General features: G+C 70.5%; 15 protein-coding genes and 1 pseudogene. 8 read left to right on the top strand and 8 right to left on the bottom strand.

The window, feature by feature from the left end:
• A partial coding sequence (locus RB628_RS00420; RefSeq protein ID WP_318318185.1) for a mucin-1 occupies positions 1 to 1338 on the bottom strand: 1338 nt, incomplete at its 3' end.
• Between the two features lie 181 nt (positions 1339 to 1519).
• Between RB628_RS00420 and RB628_RS00415 the strand changes: the two genes are divergently transcribed.
• From RB628_RS00415 to RB628_RS00400, 4 genes are all read left to right on the top strand, one after another.
• Positions 1520 to 2539 carry a LacI family DNA-binding transcriptional regulator gene (locus RB628_RS00415; RefSeq protein WP_318318184.1) on the top strand — a complete coding sequence of 340 codons (1020 nt, stop codon included), beginning with the start codon at positions 1520 to 1522 and terminating at the stop codon, positions 2537 to 2539.
• A 91-nt stretch (positions 2540 to 2630) separates the two neighbouring features.
• Positions 2631 to 3974 carry a sugar ABC transporter substrate-binding protein gene (locus tag RB628_RS00410; protein ID WP_318318183.1) on the top strand — a complete coding sequence of 448 codons (1344 nt, stop codon included), beginning with the start codon at positions 2631 to 2633 and terminating at the stop codon, positions 3972 to 3974.
• A 171-nt stretch (positions 3975 to 4145) separates the two neighbouring features.
• On the top strand, positions 4146 to 5114 hold the full coding sequence (locus RB628_RS00405) for a carbohydrate ABC transporter permease (RefSeq protein WP_412180571.1): 969 nt from the start codon (positions 4146 to 4148) through the stop codon (positions 5112 to 5114).
• A 36-nt stretch (positions 5115 to 5150) separates the two neighbouring features.
• Positions 5151 to 6008 carry a carbohydrate ABC transporter permease gene (locus RB628_RS00400; RefSeq protein WP_318318181.1) on the top strand — a complete coding sequence of 286 codons (858 nt, stop codon included), beginning with the start codon at positions 5151 to 5153 and terminating at the stop codon, positions 6006 to 6008.
• A gap of 77 nt (positions 6009 to 6085) precedes the next feature.
• Here the strand turns inward: RB628_RS00400 and RB628_RS00395 are convergent, their stop codons facing one another.
• Complete coding sequence (locus RB628_RS00395; RefSeq protein WP_318318275.1) at positions 6086 to 7537, bottom strand: ATP-binding protein; 1452 nt, start codon at positions 7535 to 7537, stop codon at positions 6086 to 6088.
• A gap of 196 nt (positions 7538 to 7733) precedes the next feature.
• On the opposite strand from RB628_RS00395, the pseudogene RB628_RS00390 reads away from it, so the two are divergent.
• Positions 7734 to 8240, top strand: a pseudogene (locus tag RB628_RS00390) (MFS transporter); the annotation flags it as partial.
• Between the two features lie 176 nt (positions 8241 to 8416).
• On the opposite strand, the gene RB628_RS00385 reads toward RB628_RS00390, so the two are convergent.
• Entirely contained in the window at positions 8417 to 8872 is a 456-nt protein-coding gene (locus tag RB628_RS00385) for an ATP-binding protein (protein ID WP_318318180.1), read from the bottom strand.
• 136 nt (positions 8873 to 9008) lie between these two features.
• Here RB628_RS00385 and RB628_RS00380 point away from each other — a divergent pair, with 136 nt between their 5' ends.
• Together RB628_RS00380 and RB628_RS00375 are read left to right on the top strand one after the other, a co-directional pair.
• Positions 9009 to 9893 carry a helix-turn-helix transcriptional regulator gene (locus RB628_RS00380; RefSeq protein WP_318318179.1) on the top strand — a complete coding sequence of 295 codons (885 nt, stop codon included), beginning with the start codon at positions 9009 to 9011 and terminating at the stop codon, positions 9891 to 9893.
• A gap of 3 nt (positions 9894 to 9896) precedes the next feature.
• Complete coding sequence (locus tag RB628_RS00375; RefSeq protein ID WP_318318178.1) at positions 9897 to 10070, top strand: DUF397 domain-containing protein; 174 nt, start codon at positions 9897 to 9899, stop codon at positions 10068 to 10070.
• On the opposite strand, the gene RB628_RS00370 is transcribed toward RB628_RS00375, so the two are convergent.
• The 3 genes from RB628_RS00370 to RB628_RS00360 are packed head-to-tail and all read right to left on the bottom strand — an operon-like array spanning position 10054 to position 12133.
• The gene (locus tag RB628_RS00370) at positions 10054 to 10656 is read right to left on the bottom strand and encodes a TetR/AcrR family transcriptional regulator (protein ID WP_318318177.1); all 603 of its coding nucleotides are present in this window, start codon (positions 10654 to 10656) and stop codon (positions 10054 to 10056) included. The genes RB628_RS00375 and RB628_RS00370 overlap by 17 nt on opposite strands.
• The gene (locus RB628_RS00365; RefSeq protein ID WP_318318176.1) at positions 10650 to 10970 is read right to left on the bottom strand and encodes a hypothetical protein; all 321 of its coding nucleotides are present in this window, start codon (positions 10968 to 10970) and stop codon (positions 10650 to 10652) included. The genes RB628_RS00370 and RB628_RS00365 overlap by 7 nt, the downstream gene beginning before the upstream one ends.
• Before the next feature lie 26 nt (positions 10971 to 10996).
• Complete coding sequence (locus tag RB628_RS00360; RefSeq protein ID WP_318318175.1) at positions 10997 to 12133, bottom strand: Fic family protein; 1137 nt, start codon at positions 12131 to 12133, stop codon at positions 10997 to 10999.
• 108 nt (positions 12134 to 12241) lie between these two features.
• Here RB628_RS00360 and RB628_RS00355 point away from each other — a divergent pair, with 108 nt between their 5' ends.
• Complete coding sequence (locus RB628_RS00355) at positions 12242 to 15385, top strand: ATP-binding protein (RefSeq protein WP_318318174.1); 3144 nt, start codon at positions 12242 to 12244, stop codon at positions 15383 to 15385.
• Here the strand turns inward: RB628_RS00355 and RB628_RS00350 are convergent.
• Positions 15366 to 16157: an ABC transporter permease gene (locus tag RB628_RS00350; RefSeq protein ID WP_318318173.1), complete on the bottom strand. Its 792-nt coding sequence runs from the start codon at positions 16155 to 16157 to the stop codon at positions 15366 to 15368. The two genes, RB628_RS00355 and RB628_RS00350, sit on opposite strands and share 20 nt — an antisense overlap.
• Positions 16154 to 17125, bottom strand: a complete 972-nt coding sequence (locus tag RB628_RS00345; RefSeq protein ID WP_318318172.1) for an ATP-binding cassette domain-containing protein — start codon at positions 17123 to 17125, stop codon at positions 16154 to 16156. Before RB628_RS00345 ends, RB628_RS00350 begins: the two co-directional genes overlap by 4 nt.
• Positions 17126 to 17317 lie beyond the last annotated feature (192 nt).

The raw sequence follows: 17317 nt of genomic DNA, 5'->3' as shown, positions 1-17317 counted from the left end.
AGACCCCGGCCAGACCGCCGAGGCATCGTCGCGCCGCGGGTCGGGCAGCCGGATCGGGCGTACCGGGACCGTACGGCTGTGCCCCTCGGTGACGGCTGTCCACGCGGCGGGGTGGCCGGTGTAGCACAGGGCCGTGAGGGCGAAGACGTTGTCGGCGTAGACCTCGACGTATTCGCCGACGGTGAGAACGCGCAGAGCGGCGGCGGGTTCGGTCAGGACGGTCTCGCCGAGCCGGCTGCCGTCGGGGCCGGTGATCCAGAGGTTCTTGCCGTCGCAGCCGACGGCGAGGGCGGGGCGGCCGTCCTCCGGGGTGGCGGTGCGGAGGGTGATCTCGACCGCCCCCGTGATGCCGATGTCGCCGACCGCGTGCAGCGCGGGGTGGCCGGTTTCCTCGCCGAGCCAGGGCTCCAGGCCGGGCCACCATTCGAGGCGGGGCGCCGAACCCTCGTGCACGACAAGGGACTTGGGCTGCGCGAGCATGCCGCGACAGCGTTCCCCGGTGTCGGTGAGGCCCACCTGGCGGGGCGTGGTGTGCAGGACGACCCGGGTGCCGTCGGGGGCGGCGATGACGCGGGGTGCGTAGGAGCCGGTCGGGCCGAGGGGGCCGCGCCTGGTCCAGGGGCCGCGCAGGCTCGGGGCGGTCCACGACTCGAAGCCGCGGGTCGCGCCGATGGAGCCGAGCAGCAGCCAGCTGCCGTCGTCGAGGCGTTCCAGGACCGGGCACTCCAGCTCGTCCACATCGCCGGGTGAGATCAGCGGCGGCTGGACCGTCCAGTGCTCCAGGTCGTCGGAGGTGGCCCAGGCGACGCATCCGCCGGCCTCGACGGGCAGGGACGCGTCACTGGCGCAGACGACCATCACCCAGCCGTCCGTCTCGTCGTCGCGTACGACGAAGGGGTCCCGCCAGCCCATCCGCTCCCCGGTGCGGTACCAGCGCGGGTCCGCCTCGACGACCGGCGCGGTGCCGTGGCGTCGCCAGCCGGTGCCGTCGGTGCGGTCGGAGTACGCCAGCCCGACCGACTGCAGCGGCCAGCCCTCCGGCGTCAGCCCGCTCACGCCCGTGTAGAACATCGCCGTTCCGTCGCCGTGCCGGACCGGGTGCATGGTCCACACCGCCTGCTGGTCGAAGCCGCCGGGCAGGCCGACCCCGAACGCGGTGCCCTGCGGCTGCCAGCCGACCAGGTCGGCGGAGGTGGCCCGGCCGAAGGATGTCTCCATCCGCAGATGGTCGAACTCGGCCGTCCAGGGCCCCTGCAGGTGCAGCACCGCGTACGTGCCGTCCTCGTCCCGCAGGAGGGCGAAGTCGTTCACGCAGAGGCCGGGCGGGGCGTATCGCATGCGCAGTTCCTGTCGGCTCCACAGCGCCCAAACGCATGCGCTGACCAGCGGTCAAAACGAACTTCTTCTGGAATCGGCCCAAGTAAATATGAACGCAAACGCTTGCGCAACAAGGGGGCCGGGTTTACGGTCACGTCACTCGCAGATCACACCGACGTGACCACTACGGAGGAACTGAGCCGTGACGGCCAGCATCAACGACGTCGCCCAGGCGGTCGGCGTCTCCGCGTCCACCGTGTCCCGCGCCCTGCGCGGCCGGCCGGGTGTGTCCGACGAGGTGCGGGACCGGATCACGGCCGTCGCCGCCCAGCTCGGCTACACCGCGTCCCGTTCCGCGTCCAGCCTGGCGAGCGGTCGCACGTACACCATCGGCGTCGTCGTCCCGTACGTGGGCCGCTGGTTCTTCGGCACCGTGCTGGACGCCGCCGAGCGCGAGCTCAGCGCCGCCGGCTACGACGTGCTGCTGTACAACCTGGGCTCGCCGGAGACACGCAAGCGTTTCTTCACCAAGCTGCCGGTGCGCAAGCGGGTGGACGCGGTGCTGTCGCTCCTCATTCCCGACGACGAGGAGTCGGCCGCGCTGCGCTCCCTGGGGGTGCCGCTGGCCAGCACGGTCGGCGGGGCCCGGCCCGGCTTCACCGTCGTTGGCATCGACGACCGGGCCGGCACCGAAAGCGCCGTACGGCATCTGGTGAACCTCGGCCACCGCCGCATCGGCATGATCAGCGGGGCCAGCGGGCCGCTGCACTGGACCACTCCCGTCGAGCGCCGCAACGCCTACCTGGACGTCCTGGCCGACGCCGGGATCGAGCACGACCCGGCCCTGGAGGCGGACGGCGACTACACCGTCGAGGGCGGCGAGCGGGCCATGACCGAGCTGCTGGCCGCCTCCCGACCGCCGACCGCCGTGTTCGCACAGTCCGACGAGATGGCGATGGGCGCCCTGCGCGCCCTGCGCCGCCACCGCCTGAAGGCGCCGGACGACGTGTCCGTCGTCGGCTTCGACGACCACGAACTCGCCGACGTGGTCGGCCTGACCACCGTCGCCCAGCCGGTCGCCGAGCAGGGCGCCGAGGCGGCCCGGCTGCTGCTGCGCCGTCTCGACGAGCCCGGCGCCGAACCCCCGGGGCATGTCCAGATGCCCATCCGCCTCGTCCTGCGCGAGACCACAGCGCCGCCCAGCCCGCGCGGACCGCGGTAACTCCCGCCGCTGCCCGCCTTGAAGCCCCCCCCACACCTCGGACGAACCCCCCGCACTCGAACCCTCGCCACAGCAACACGGAGGCACAGTCATGAACTCGACCAGCAGAAGGTTCCGCGGCACGGCCTGTACGGGCCTGGCCCTCGTCCTGCCCCTGGCGGCGCTGGCCGCCTGCGGCGGGGGCGGCGGCACCGACGCCGCCGCGGAGGCGGGCAGCGGCAAGGGCACCATCAGCGTCTGGGCCCACCAGGGCCAGAAGAGCGAGGATGCCGCGCTGCAGGCCGCTGTGAAGTCGTTCAACTCCTCGCAGAGCGCCGTCAAGGTCGAGCTGAAGCTGATCCCCGGCAACGACTACACCAAGACCATCACCGCCACCAGCGCCGCGGAACTGCCGGACGTACTGGAGTTCGACGGCCCGACCATGGCGAACTTCGTCTACAACAAGAAGCTCGCTCCCATCGACGACCACGTCTCGTCCGAGACGATGAGCAACGCGACCGACGCGAGCAAGGCGCAGGGCGAGATCGGCGGCAAGCACTACGGCCTGGGCATGTACGACTCGGGCCTCGGGATCTACGGCAACAAGAAGCTGCTGGACGCGGCCGGCGTGAAGTACCCGACGAGCGTGGACGACGCCTGGACGGCGGACGGGTTCACGGCCGCGCTCAAGGCGCTGAAGGCCAAGGACTCCGACGGGAAGACCCTCGACGTCCAGGAGAACAACGGACTCACCACCGAGTGGGGCACGTACGGCTTCGCCCCGATCGTCTGGTCGGCGGGCGGCTCGCTGCTCAAGGACGGCAAGGCCGAGGGCGCCCTCGACTCGCCGGAGGCGGTGTCGGCGCTGAAGACCTTCCAGTCCTGGAAGACCTACGTCGACCCGAACACCGACGGCAACGCCTTCGCCAAGGGCCGCGCCGCCCTGAGCTGGGTCGGCCACTGGATGTACCCCACCTACAGCGAGGCCCTCGGCGACGACCTCGTCGTCCTGCCGCTGCCCGACTTCGGCAACGGTCCCAAGACCGGCCAGGGCTCCTGGACCTGGGGCATCGGCGCCGACAGCAAGAACGCGAAGGCCGCCGGCACGTTCATGGACTACCTGCTGGGCGACACCAGCGTCGCCGCGATGACGACGGCCAACGGCGCCCCGCCCGCCACGAAGTCCGCGCTCGCCGCGAGCTCCCTCTACAAGCAGGGCGGCCCGCTCCAGCTCTTCGCCGACCAGCTCGCCAAGCCCTGCGGTGACAGCGACATCACCACGTCCTGCGTCGCGGTGACCCGCCCGGTGACCGCCGGATACCCCACCATCACCGCGAAGTTCAGCGAGGCCCTCAACTCGGTCTACGGCGGCGCCGACCCCGAGGACGCCCTGGCCAAGGCCGCCCGCGCCATCGACCAGGACTTCTCCGACAACGCCGGCTACGAGATCCCGTAGGCCCATCGGCCGGGGGCGGGCCCGCGCAGCTCACCGCGCCCGCCCCCGCCGGGAACAGGAACCGTCCGTGAACTCCGTCGAACCGGCGCACGCCGCGCCCCATGCCGGGAGAAGGCCCCACCCGTGACCGCCGCCGCCAAGCCCGCGCGTCCGCCCCGTCCGACGCGCGCCGTGCCCCCTGTGCCCCCTGTGCCCTCAGATCCCTCTGCGTCCTCTGTGCCTCCTGTGCCCCCTGTGCGCAAGAACCGCGACTGGCTGCACGGACTGCTCATGTCCACGCCGGCCGTCGCCGGACTCATAGCCTTCGTCGGCGTCCCGTTCGTCTACGCCGTCGTCCTCTCCTTCTACAACGTCCGCCTCGGCTCCCCGCTGGCCCCCAGCTTCTTCGGCCTGGAGCAGTACCGCCGCCTGCTGACCGACCCGGACCTCTCCGGCCCGTTCCTCCGCGCCCTCCTCAACAACCTGACCTTCGCCGTGGTCGTCGTACCCGTACAGACGGCCCTGGCGCTCGGCCTGGCGATCCTGCTGAACCGCAAGCTCAAGGCGATCGGCCTGTTCCGGTCCCTCTTCTTCATGCCGGTCGTCTTCCCGATGGCGCTCGTCGCCGTGATCTGGCGGCTCATCCTGGCCCGCAGCGACCAGGGCATGCTCAACTCCGCGCTGCACACGGTGAGTTTCGGCAACTGGGGCGCCTTCGACTGGCTCGGCGACTCCGCCACCGCGCTGGCCTCGATCATCGTGCTGTCCATCTGGCAGGGCGTCGGCTTCCAGATGGTCATCCTGCTGGCAGGCCTCCAGCAGATCCCGGCCGAGCTCTACGAGGCCGCCCGACTGGACCGCGCCGGCGCCTGGCAGCAGTTCCGCCACGTCACCCTGCCCGGCATCCGCGGCACCCTCGTCTTCGTCGTCATGCTCACCTCGGTGCTCTCCTTCCGGGTCTTCGACCAGGTGTACGTCCTCGTCAAGGGCGGCGGTCTCAACGAGGACGCCGCGCGCACGGTGATGTACCAGGCCGTCACCACCGCCTTCGACCAGAACAACGTCGGGCAGGCAGCGGCGATCACCGTCGTCTTCTTCCTGATCGTCGTCGCCCTGACCGTCGTCCAGCGCCGAGTGGTCCGCCCGGACAACGAGGACTGAGGACAAAGGCCAGAGGACCAAGAACTAAGGATGACCATGAGCATCACCACCACGGGCCTGACCCGCACCCCCCTGCGCCGCTTCCTCGACTACGCCGTCCTCTCCGTCCTGGCGTTCGTCTTCGCGCTGCCGGTCCTCTACCTGCTGATCGGCAGCCTCAAGCCGTCGGACGAGGTGCTGAACGGCCTGTCCGGCTTCCTGCCCACCCACCTGTCCTTCGACAACTACACGGCGGTCCTCGACAGCCTCAACTCCGACAGCACCGGCTACTTCTGGCGCTTCATGGGCGTCTCGCTGCTGCTGGCGTTCGTGGTGGTGACGGGCGGCCTGTTCATCAACTCGATGGCGGCGTACGGGCTGTCACGGCTGAAGTGGCGAGGCCGCGACGCGGTCTTCACCCTCGTCCTCCTACTGATGCTGGTCCCGTTCGAGTCGGTGGCCGTCCCGCTCTTCTACATGTTCAACGACCAGCGCAACACCCTCTACATCCTGGCGCTCCCGTTCATCGCCAACGCCTTCTCCGTCTACCAGTTCCACACGTTCTTCCGCACGATCCCGCCGAGCATCGAGGAAGCCGCCCGCATCGACGGCGCGGGCCCCTGGCGCACCTTCTTCGCGATCATCGTCCCGATGTCGAAGCCGGCCTTCGCCTCCGTGGCGATCCTGACCTTCCTCACCCAGTGGGGCTCCTTCCTCTGGCCGGTCCTGATGGTTTCCGACCCCTCGGTACGCCCCCTCCCCCTGGAGATGAGCGTCTTCCAGGCCCTGCTCCCCCCGGACTGGGGCCAGACCCTCGCCTTCGGCGTCCTCCTGGTCCTGCCTGTGCTGATCGTCTTCGGCTTCTTCCAGCGCTGGTTCGTCCAGGGGGTCGCGAGTTCGGCGGTCAAGGGCTGAGGGGCGGTTCCGAACCCACCCCGCGGCGTCCACCGCCCCTGGCCGCCACCACACCGTCCGACCTGCGGATCGGAAAGTCACTCTCCGTGGTAGAGGCGGGGCAGGTCGATCAGCTGGATCGTGTGGTCGTCCTTCGCGAGGTGACGCAGGTCGTCGGTGAAGCCGGTGCCGCTGAAGCAGTACAGCCGTGTTGCCTCGGTGGCCGCGCCGCTCCTGGTCAGGAGGGAGCGGATGTGCCGGAGACGCTCCAGATGGCCGGCCCCCATCACCTCGCTCCACTTCACTTCTCCGATGGCGAGCAGCGCTTGGCGTCCGTCGTGGGTTTCGCCGTGCACGGCGACGTCGACCTCGTGGCTGGTCCTGGCAGCGGGGTCGTTGACGGTACCGCCGGCGACTCGCGTGGCGTGTCCGCCATGGGTGCCGGGCGCCGCGTGCCAGCGGGCCCATTCCCGGCAGACCTGCTCGAAGTGCGGGCCGACGACTTTGCTGCGGAAGGTGGACCGGGTGCGGCGCCATACGTCGGACGCCCGCCCGGGGCGTTCCAGGTCGCCCCAGGCCGGGCGCATGACCGCGTGGTAGAAGGTGACGAGCGGCTCGGCGATGCGGTAGGCGGAGCGGTTGCGTCGGAAGGCATCCACCTCGTGGGTGATCATTCCGACGTCCTGGAGAACGCCCAGCGGGTGGGCAAGGTCGGTGGACTTACGCCCCAGGTAGTCGGCGATGCCACCGCGAGCGGCGTTGCCCGCGGCGATGGCGGCCAGTACCGAGTGGTACAGCGCGGTGTCGTGAAGTTCGGGCTCTTCGGCGAGAAGGTAGCGGGCCTCCCGGAAGAGCGGGCGCGCCGGGTTGAGCACGGCGCGGACGACCCAGGCGTCGAAGTCGTCCGGACCGGCAGGGGTGTCGCCCTGGGTGAACTCACGGCGGTAGGCAGGTGTGCCGCCGACGACGGCGTTGGTCAGCAGCGCGGTGCGCGGGTCGTCGATCTGCCAGAACTCGGCCGCGAGGCGGAAGTCCAGGGTGGGTACCACGAGTTCGAGGCCGGCTCGGCCGCGCAGCGGAGCGTTGCCGGACAGCAGCCTGCCCATGAAGGACAGCGCGGAGCCGCACAGCAGCAGACGTACGGGAGTGTTGGTGTGCTGGGCAGCGGGGTCCAGGGCGCGCTGGATGATCGAGGGCAGCGAGGGGGAGGCCTTGGCGAGGAAGGGAAACTCGTCGATGACCGCCACCCTGGGGCCGCCCGCGTCGGCGATGCGCATGAGTTCGGTGACCGCCTCGTCCCAGTGCGCGAAGCGGAACGGGGTGGGCCGGCGCCGGTACCGGGCGAGGGCCTCGCCGAACTGACGCAGGGCATCGGCCTCGGTGGTCTCGGTCGCGGTGAACATGAAGCCGCCGCTGGCCCGGGAGAGCGCATCGAGCAGAAACGTCTTGCCCTGCCGACGGCGGCCGGAGACCACCCCGAGCGTCGCCCTCGGTCCGGGCAGGGCGGCAAACCGGGTCAGCTCGGCCCACTCGAACTGGCGGTCGAACATCTCGGCGGGCTTGTCCACAACACACACCCCATGGTTGTATAGGTGCAGTTATTATAGCTGAGCTTATTCTGTGTCACCCGATACTGACCACGGGCCGGAGTACAAGGGAGAGCTGGCGACACTGACGTAGGCTGCCGTCGTTAGGTGACCTGTTCCGACGTCGTCCGTCAGTGATCTTCGCTGGTACGGTCCGGTCATGCCGCGCCTGGTGGAAGTCCCTGGGTACGTACGTTTCCTGACCGCCTCGGCCGTGTCTGCTTTCGGTTCTCAGGTCACGGCGCTGGCCTTGCAGATCCTCACCGCCGTGACGCTGAGCGCATCCGCCACAGAGGTCGGCATCGTCAACGCCGCCCGCTGGGTTCCGTATCTACTCTTCGGGCTCATAGCCGGGGTCATGGTGGACCGCTGGCGGCGCAAGCCGATGATGGTCGCCACGGACCTCGGAAGGGCAGTCCTGCTCGGCGCGATACCGGGGCTGCATGCGCTGGATCGGCTCACCATCCCCGCACTGTGCATGTTCGTCTTCGTGTTCGGGGTGCTGTCCCTGCTGTTCGAGGCGGCCAACCAGTCGTACGTGCCACAGCTGGTACCAAAAGAGCTGCTCAACGCCGGGTACGCCCGTGTGCAACAGGCCGGCGCGGTGGCCGGCTCGACCGGCCCTCTGATCGCCGGGACACTGATCAAAATCGCCCCACTGCCGGTAGAACATCCGGATCGGTACGACGCTGTCCTCGTCCCCGGCGCGCACGAAGGCATTCTGCAGGTCCTCGAAGAACTCGGGCAGCCGGGATGGCGCAACGGTGGCGACAGCTTGGCGTAGATCGGGGAGCGTCAGCTCGGGGCGGGGAACGAGCGGACCGTCCCCGTCCGCGTAGTGCATCACTTTTCGACGCCGATGAGCGGTCCGGCATCACACGGGGTGACGACGAGCCCCCACTCCGCCCAGACCGTTTTCCCCACCCCCTCCCGTGGCCCCACGCCCCACTGCCCGGCCAGCGCCCCGACCAGCAGCAGTCCCCGCCCGAACTGGTCGTCGTCGGCCACCTCACGGGGACAGGGCATGCGCTCGGCACGGGGGTCACTGACCTCGACGCGCAGCGATGTGGTGACGGTGAGACGTACGCGGATGAGGCGTCCTCGGATGCTCCCGTGCAGCAGGGCGTTGGTCATCAGCTCGGAGACCACGAGGGCCGCGTCCCCGGCCAGCTTCGGGTGCCCCCATTCGACGACGAGACGGGCAGTGCGGTGGCGGGCGAGGGGGACGCTGCGAGCGACTGGGGTGTAGTCGAGGCGGTCCTCATAGAGAGGGGCGGTGGGGGGTTGAGGGTCCGGCATGGGGCACCTCCATTGACTCCGTTTTGCATGCGGCTGAGCACTGACGGTATTGAGCACCAAGTCCCGGATGCAAGCTACTCGGAGAAAATTGTCTCCATCGAGTGACGAGGGAGCTTCCACACGCCACACTTGATCCGTGACTCGTACCTCAGAACTGGGCAATCGCACCTCAACTGTCCTGGGCCGCAAGCTCGGTGCCGAACTACTGCGCCTGCGCGACGCTTCGGGGAAGACCCAGCAACAGGCCGCCGAGGTCATCAACGCGACCAATTCGAAGATCGTGAAGATGGAGCGCGGCTGGGTCCCGATGCGGGACCCCGACATCCGGGTGCTGTGCGAGTCCTACGGATTGAGTGACCCGAAAACCCTGGCTCGGCTTCTCAACCTGGCTCGGCTGGACCGCGAGCGCCGCAAGGCCAAGGGGTGGTGGCAGGAGTCGCCCCACCCAGGCGCGCTCTCCGAGTACATCGCGCTGGAGGACGCCGCGAGCCGCGTACGGACCTGGCAACTCTCCTTGATTCCTGGCCTGTTCCAGACCGCCGAGTACGCGCGCTCGGTGACCGTCACCGAAGGTGTGGGGGTATGGGAGGACCCGGACGAGATCGAGCGCCTGGTCGACATCCGGATGCGCCGCCAGGCACGCCTGCACGATGAACGCCCACTTCAGATGTACGCCGTCATCTGGGAAGCGGCGCTACGGCAGTTGATCGGCGGGCCCGGCACCATGCGCGCCCAGTTGGCACGTCTCCTGGAGGTCTCCGAACTGCCCAACGTACGCGTGCAGGTACTGCCCTTCCGCGCGGGCGGCCACCCTTGCATTTCAGGCCCGTTCACCATCATCTCGTTCGCCGAGACCGAGGCAGTGGACGTGGTCCACGCTGACGCAATCGCCTCTACTGTGTGGGTGGAAAACGAGACCGAGAGCACCGCGTACAGCGGGTTCTTCGAACGGACAGCGCGGCTGAGCCTCGCTCCGCGCGACTCGGTCCAGCTGATCGACACCATCCGCCAGGAGATCTGATCCATGCCCGAGTTCGACTTCGCCAAGTCCACTTACAGCAACGCCGGAGGCGAATGCGTCGAAGTAGCTCGCAACCACCCAGAAGTCGTCGCCGTCCGTGACTCCAAGACACCCCCCGAAGCCCCCATACTCCACCTCTCCCCCACCGCCTGGCGGGAGTTCACGGCCGCGCAGTGATCCCGGTGATCCCGGCGACGATGAGGTCGATCCCCGCCAGGAACTCCTCCCGGTCGTCGTGATCCCGTAGCTGGTCCGCGACACTTCGGGTGAACGCGTACTCGTCGGGATCGAGATTCCCCCACGAGTCCGAGACCGAGCCCAGGAACTCTGCCCGGGTCGCGCCCGGCCGGTGGTCGCGGGCGTTGGCCGCGTTCTGGCCACCCACTCCGAGGATGTAGTTCAGCAGCGCGGACGCGGCCGTGAAGTGAGCGGCTTGGGGCACCCCGAGCGCCTGGACCTGGCGCCCGAGGTGCTCGAAGATCCGCAGCAGCGGTGACTGCGCCGGGGCGCGGGCGAGTTGCGTGCCGATCCACGGGTGGGCGTCGAACACGCCGACCGCGAGGGCACGGACCGCTTCCTGAGGTGTCGCGCCGTCGGTGGTGGCGGCTGCGGCCCCTGCGTGACCCGGACGACGTCGACCTCGATGACGACGGCGACGGCGGAGACGAATGACATCCCCGCAAGCCAGTCCTGGACCCCCACTCGTCTCGCGCAGCTCGACGAGTGGGGCCACCAACCGCTGCGGACCGGTCGGTTTCACCACAGGCGGGGGAACAGGCGCTCGACGGCGGTGACCAGGGCCGCGCGGCGTGCGCTGACGGAGGTGTCCGCGGCGAGGTTGGCCGCGGCGGCGCCGATCTCCGGCTGGCCTGCCCAGGTGGTGGCGATCTGGTTGATCAGGGCGAGCACGTCGGCCGGATCCCAGGCGGGATCGATCAGGCCGGCGCGCTGCGCGTCGCGGAGCTGTTCGACCTTGCCGGTGATGGGGTCGACGGTGTCGCTGTCGGTTTCGCCGTCGGTTTCGCTGTCGGCGAGTTCGAGGCGGCCCCAGGTGATGAGCCGGTACTCGCCACGCACAGGAGAGTCCTGCGCGACCTGCGCCCTCAACGGGCGTAAGGATCGGCCAGCGGCAGCGGCGTCCGGGCCGCTTCCAGCGCCGGCTCCGGAAAGGCGGGGCCGGCGGTGTAGAACCGGGCCCGGGTGCGGCCGACCGGCGTCAGGACATCGGCCGCCACGAGGTCCCGCAGGTCCCGTTGGGCCCGCTGCAGACCCAGGTCCTCCGCCCGCTCGTAACGTGTCCGGCGTACCCGCCCCGACATCGCCACGTCATGCAGAGCGGAAACCACCCGCTCCTCCAGCCCGCGGACCTCCGCGAACTCACCGAGCAGAACCCACACCCGGCTCGATCGGTCCAGGCGCCTGCGTACGGCCTGCGCCTGCTGGTGGTACGCCGTGAGGTTGAAGCGGACCCAGTCGGAGACGTCCTGGTCGGGGCGGTAGGTGGCCCCCCGGCGCTGCAACTCGCGGTAGTACTCCCAGGTGTTGCCGGGGCGCCCCAGCCAGGCCTCGATCGAGGAGAACTCGGGGGCCAGTTCTCCCTCTCTCGCGATCATGAGCGTTTGGAGGGACCGGGACATGCGGCCGTTCCCATCCGCCCACGGGTGGATGGAAACGAGGTGCAGATGCGCCATGGCGGCCCGTACCAGCGGGTGGCTGCCGTCGTCCGTGTTCAGCCACTCGACCAGTTCACCCGTCAACGCGGGCACATCGGCCGCGTCCGGCGCCGTGTACGCCGCGATACTAGGGTCGCGGGCGTCCGTCACGTACACCACTCCACGCCGCCACTGCCCGGCCGGCTTCCGCGGGGTGTGCCGGTGTCCCTGCAGTATCCAATGGAGCGCGTTGAGCAACTCCTTGCCGTACCGGAAGTCGGCGACGTCGTGCAGCGTCTGGACGTAGGTCATCATCCGCTGGTAGGCGAGCGTCTCCTCGCGGTCCTCCTCCGAGACATCGACATCCCGCTCACCCTCCAGCAGATCCTCGACGTCGACCGTGGACACTTTGAAGCCCTCGATCGAGTTGGAGGCCGCCACCGCGTCGGCGGTCAGGAACTTGCGCAGCCCGTCGGTCCACTTCGTCGGAGTGGACCGGACCTGCAGGCGCAGCGAATGACGAAGTTCGTCGATCTCGCCAAGGACGCGCTGATCCTGGGCGCCAAGAGGAGGCGTAGGGAAGAGCATGCCCTCACCATAAGGTGACGCAAACATTACGTCAATGCGTCAAGGTCTCACTACGCTCTGCTGGGCGCCCGAAAGCCCGACGCTGACGTCCGAGGCTAATCTGCACTGATGACCCCCGACCTGACCCTCCTCCCCCGCGTCGCCCATCGCGGGCAGGAAGTCACCGCGCCCCGGCTCCGCAGCCTCCTCGCGCTGCTCGCGGGCGACCTGCGTACGGGTTGCAGCATCGAGCGGCTCGTCGAAGGGCTGTGGCTGCCGGACGAGTTGCCGGAGCGGCCGGGAAGGGCGCTGCAGGTCCTCGTGTCCCGGGCACGGGCGCAGTTGGGCGCCGACGTCATCACCAGCACGCCCACCGGATACCGGCTCGCCCTCCCCGAGCAACAGGTAGACAGTTCCGCCCTGTTGCTGCACGCCGCCGCGAGCGCTGACCGGACCAGGGCCGGGGACCATACGGGGTCGCTGGCCGCCGCCGAGGCCGGCCTTGCCCTGTGGGAAGGGACGCCCAACGGGGATGGTGACACGGGCGACCCGGTGGCCGCGTTGCGCGCCGAGCGGGCCCCCGTTCGCGGCACCCTCGTCCGCGCGCGGGCGCTGGCGCTGGCCCGGCTTGGGCGGCACGCGGAGGCCGCCGGGCCGCTGGCCGTGGCCGCGTCGGAGCATCCGCGTGACGAGGAGGTGCTCGCCGAGTTGCTGCGCGGCGAGGCGACGACGGCGGGACCGTCCGCCGCGCTGGCACGGTACGAGGCGTACCGGAGGGAGCTGCGCGAGACGCTCGGCACCGATCCGGGGGCTCAACTCAAGTCCGTACAGCAGGAGTTGTTGTCCGGCGAGGCACCCACGGTCCGGCACGGCGTGCCGCACGAGCCGAATCCGCTGCTCGGGCGTGACGAGGACATCGCTGCGGTGGAACGGCTGTTGCGCGCCTCCCGCGCCGTCACCGTCATCGGCCCCGGCGGCCTCGGCAAGACCCGTCTCGCGCACGCTGTCAGTCGCCGGGCCGAGCAGCGCGTCGTGTATTTCGTGCCGCTCGCCGGTGTCACCGCGGACGAGGACGTCGCCGCCGAGGTGGCCTCCGCACTCGGTGCGGGCGAGAAGCGGCCCGGCGCTGCGAGCGGCCACGACCCGGTGCCCGGCATCCTCGGCGTGCTCGGCGCCGGGCCCGCCCTGCTGGTCCTGGACAACTGCGAGCAGGTCGTCGCCGGTGCCGCCGCCCTCGTACAGGCCTTGGTCTCGTCCGCCAAGGACCTTCGGGTGCTCGCCACCAGCCGGGCCCCCCTCGGCCTCACGTCGGAGGCGGCGTACGCGCTGCCGGAACTCCAACTCGCCATCTCCGTCGAGCTGTTCACGCAGCGGGCGCGGGCAGCCCGGCCCGGTGTGGAGCTGCCGCCGGACGCGGTGGCCGGGCTGTGCCGGCACCTCGACGGGCTGCCGCTCGCCGTGGAGCTGGCCGCGGCGCGGGTACGGGTGCTGTCGGTGCCGGAGATCGCCCGCCGCCTCGGCGACCGGTTCGCGCTGCTGCGCGGCGGGGCGCGGGACGCGCCGGAGCGCCACCGCACGCTGCACGCGGTCGTGGACTGGAGCTGGAACCTCCTCGACGAGAAGGCCAGGGCCGCGCTGCGCCTGCTGTCCGTCTTCCCCGGCGGCTTCGCCGGCGAGACGGCGGAGCAGGTCCTCGGCGAGGACGCGCTGTCTCTGCTGGAGCAGTTGGCCGACCAGTCGCTGGTCGTCGTCGCCGACACCCCGGCCGGTGTGCGGTTCCGGATGCTGGAGACCGTACGGGAGTTCAGCGCGGCCCGGCGGGCCGAGGCGGGCGAGGAAGAGGAGGCCGTCGGCCGGTTCCTCGTCTGGGCGCGGGACTTCGGGGTCGCGAACCACGACTGGCTCTTCCGCTCGGAACCGCTGGCCGCCCGGGAGCGGATCAGGGCCGAGCAGGACAACCTCGTACTGGCCCTGCGGCACGCCCTGGCCCGTACGGACGGCCCCACCACTGCCGCCCTCGCCGCCGTCCTCGCCGCCCTGTGGTCCATCGGTTCCAGCTACCCCCGCCTCGCCGCCCTCGCCGCGGACACCGGCCCGCCGCTGTCGCACTATTACCCCGAGCCCGAACATGTCGAAGTCGCCCGCGCCGCCGCGGTGTTGTGCACGGCGACCCTGTTCATGGGCTACGGCCCGGTCGCCGTACGCCAGCTCGTCACCCTCCGGCGGCTGCCCCCGGCCCCGCCGGACACGCTGCTGCGGGCCGTCGCGGCAGTGCTGAGCGCGGTCCCCGAGATGCTGCCTCCCGACTACGACGTGCTGCGAAAACTCTGCGACAGCGAGCAGCCGCTGCTCGCCGGCGCCGCCGAGTGCGTCGCCACGTACGTCTGGGAGTCGGAGCACGACATCGACCGCGCGCTCACCTCGGCTCGGCGGATCATCGCCGCCCTGGGACCGGTCGACAACCCGTTCCTGCAGGTCATGGGCCACTCCCGGCTGAGCGAGCTGTGCTTGCAGACGGAGCGGGGCGAGGAAGCGTACGGACACCTCAAGGCGGCGCTCCAGGCGCTGCTGCGGCTCCGCGACGAGCACGACCTCATCGGCACCCGCTGGGGCCTCGTCCTCGCCTGCCTCCAGCGCGGCGACCCCGACGAGGCCGAGTACTGGCTGCGGCAGGCGGAGGGCGCCGACGCCACGCAGCAGGAGGACTACAGCATGGACGTCCTCGGGCGCGCCGAGATCGCGCTCGCCCGTGGACTGACGGAGGTCGGACTGGGCCTGTGGCGCAGCGCCGTGCAGCCGCTGCCCGCGGTCGGCTCGATAGACGGCGGCGACCCCTTCTTCGACCGGTGGGTGCTGGAGATCCTGGCCGTGGCGGTGACGGCGCACGCGCACGCCGGCCGTCTCGAGCTCGTCGCGGAGCCGGTCGACCGACTGCGGCAGGGGCTGCGGACCCTGTTCTCGGGTCCCGCCGGCTCGCCCATGGAGCTTCCGGTGCTCGGGACGGTGCTGCACGCGCTCGGCCTGGCGGGGCTCGCGTCCGGCGACGACGCCTCGGCCGCCGTACGGATGATCGCGCTGGCCGAACGGCTGCGGGTACTGCGCTCGTTCCAGCCGACGATGTCGGCGGACCGCGCCCGGCAGGCGGTCGGGGCCGCCGGGAACGCGGCCAGGGCGGCGTACGCCGACGCTGTGTCGGAGTACGCCGTCCTGGAGCGGGACGAGCTGCGGGACGCGGCCCGCGCTGTCATGGCGGTTACTTCGGGTCGCGGTTGAACAGCGACGTCGACCAGCGGTAGCCGAGCGCGGTCAGCGCCAGGCACCAACCGATCGCGATCCAGCCGTTGTTGCCGATCTCGGTACCGAGGAGGAGTCCGCGCAGGGTCTCGATGGCGGGGGTGAAGGGCTGGTACTCGGCGATCGGCTGGAACCAGCCCGGGATCGCGTCGATGGGGACGAAGGCGGACGAGATGAGCGGGAGGAGGATCAGCGGTGTCGCCATGTTGCTGGCCGCCTCGGGGTTCGGGCTGGCCATGCCCATCCCGACCGCGATCCAGGTGAGCGCCAGGGCGAACAGCGCGATCAGCCCGAACGCCGCCAGCCACTCCAGGGCCGTGGCGTCCTTGGACCGGAAGCCGATGGCCACGGCGACGGCACCGACGAGGACCAGGCTGGCGAGCACCTGCAGCACGCTGCCGACGACGTGCCCGACGAGCACCGAACCGCGGTAGACCGCCATCGTGCGGAAGCGGGCGATGAGGCCCTCGGTCATGTCCATGGAGACGGAGACCGCGGCCCCGATCACGGTGGAGCCGATGCTCATGATCAGGAGACCCGGGACGAGATAGGCGATGTAGTCGGAGCGGTCCGCGCCGCCGCCACCGATGCCCGCGCTCATCACGCCTCCGAAGACGTAGACGAAGAGCAGCAGCAGCATGATCGGCGTGAGCAGCAGGTTCAGAGTCATGGACGGGTAGCGCCGTACGTGGAGCAGGTTGCGGCGCAGCATCGTGTTCGAGTCGCGTACGGCGAGGGAGAGGGCGCTCATCGGACGTTCTCCTTGGGCTGGCTGGGGACTGTGGTGGGGCCGGTCAGGGCCAAGAACACGTCGTCGAGGTCGGGGGTGTGCACGGTCAGCTCGTCCGCCTCGACGCCGGCCGAGTCCAGCCAGTCGAGGACGGCGCGCAGCTCGCGCTGGCTGCCGTCGCTGGGGATGCTCAGGGACAGCGACTCGTCGTCCCTGGCGGCCTCGCGCAGGGCGACGGCGGCGGACCGGTAGGCGACCGGGTCGGTGAAGCGCAGCCGGACGTGCCCGCCCGGGATCAGCCGCTTCAGCTCCTCCGCGCTGCCTTCGGCGGCGATCCTGCCGTCGTTCAGCACCGCGATGCGGTCGGCGAGTTCGTCGGCCTCCTCCAGGTACTGGGTGGTGAGGAAGACGGTGACGCCGTCGGCGACCAGCCCGCGGATGATCTGCCACATGTTGTGGCGGGAACGCGGGTCGAGGCCGGTGGTCGGCTCGTCGAGGAAGATGATCCGCGGGTCGCCGACCAGCGTCATCGCGAGGTCGAGGCGGCGGCTCATGCCGCCGGAGTAGGTCGAGACGGGCTTCTTCGCGGCCTCCACCAGGTCGAAGCGCGCGAGGAGTTCGGCGGCGGTGCGCTGTGCCTCCTGCCTGGACAGGTGGTGCAGGTCCGCCATGAGGAGCATGTTCTCCTCGCCGGTGATCAGGCGGTCGACGGCGGAGAACTGCCCGGTGACACCGATCGCGGCGCGTACGGCATGCGGGTCGGTGGCCAGGTCGTGACCGCCCACGTGCAGTTCGCCGGCGTCGGCGGTGATGAGGGTGGAGAGGATCTTGACGGCGGTGGTCTTGCCGGCGCCGTTCGGGCCGAGCAGGGCGAACACGGTGCCGGCCGGCACGGCCAGGTCGATGCCGTCGAGGACGGTCTTGTCCCCGTAGGCCTTCCGCAGCCCCTTGGCCGCGATGGCGGGTGAGTGCGATGTCGTCGATGTCATGCCGAGGAGACTGCGGCAGGCCGCGTTCAGCGCGGTTTCACGACGGTTTCAGCGCCCTGGAACCGGGCGCCGGGACCGGGCGGCCGACGGCGCGGGACCGGACGCCGGAGCCGGTCGGCACGAGACCGGGCGGCGGACGGCGGACGGCAGGCGAGGCGGGACCAGGCAGCCGGGCGGCCGGGCGGCACGCGA

It is taken from the genome of Streptomyces sp. ADMS (genome assembly GCF_033441795.1).
Classification (GTDB): Bacteria; Actinomycetota; Actinomycetes; order Streptomycetales; family Streptomycetaceae; genus Streptomyces.
This window is presented reverse-complemented; position numbering and strand designations above follow the sequence as displayed.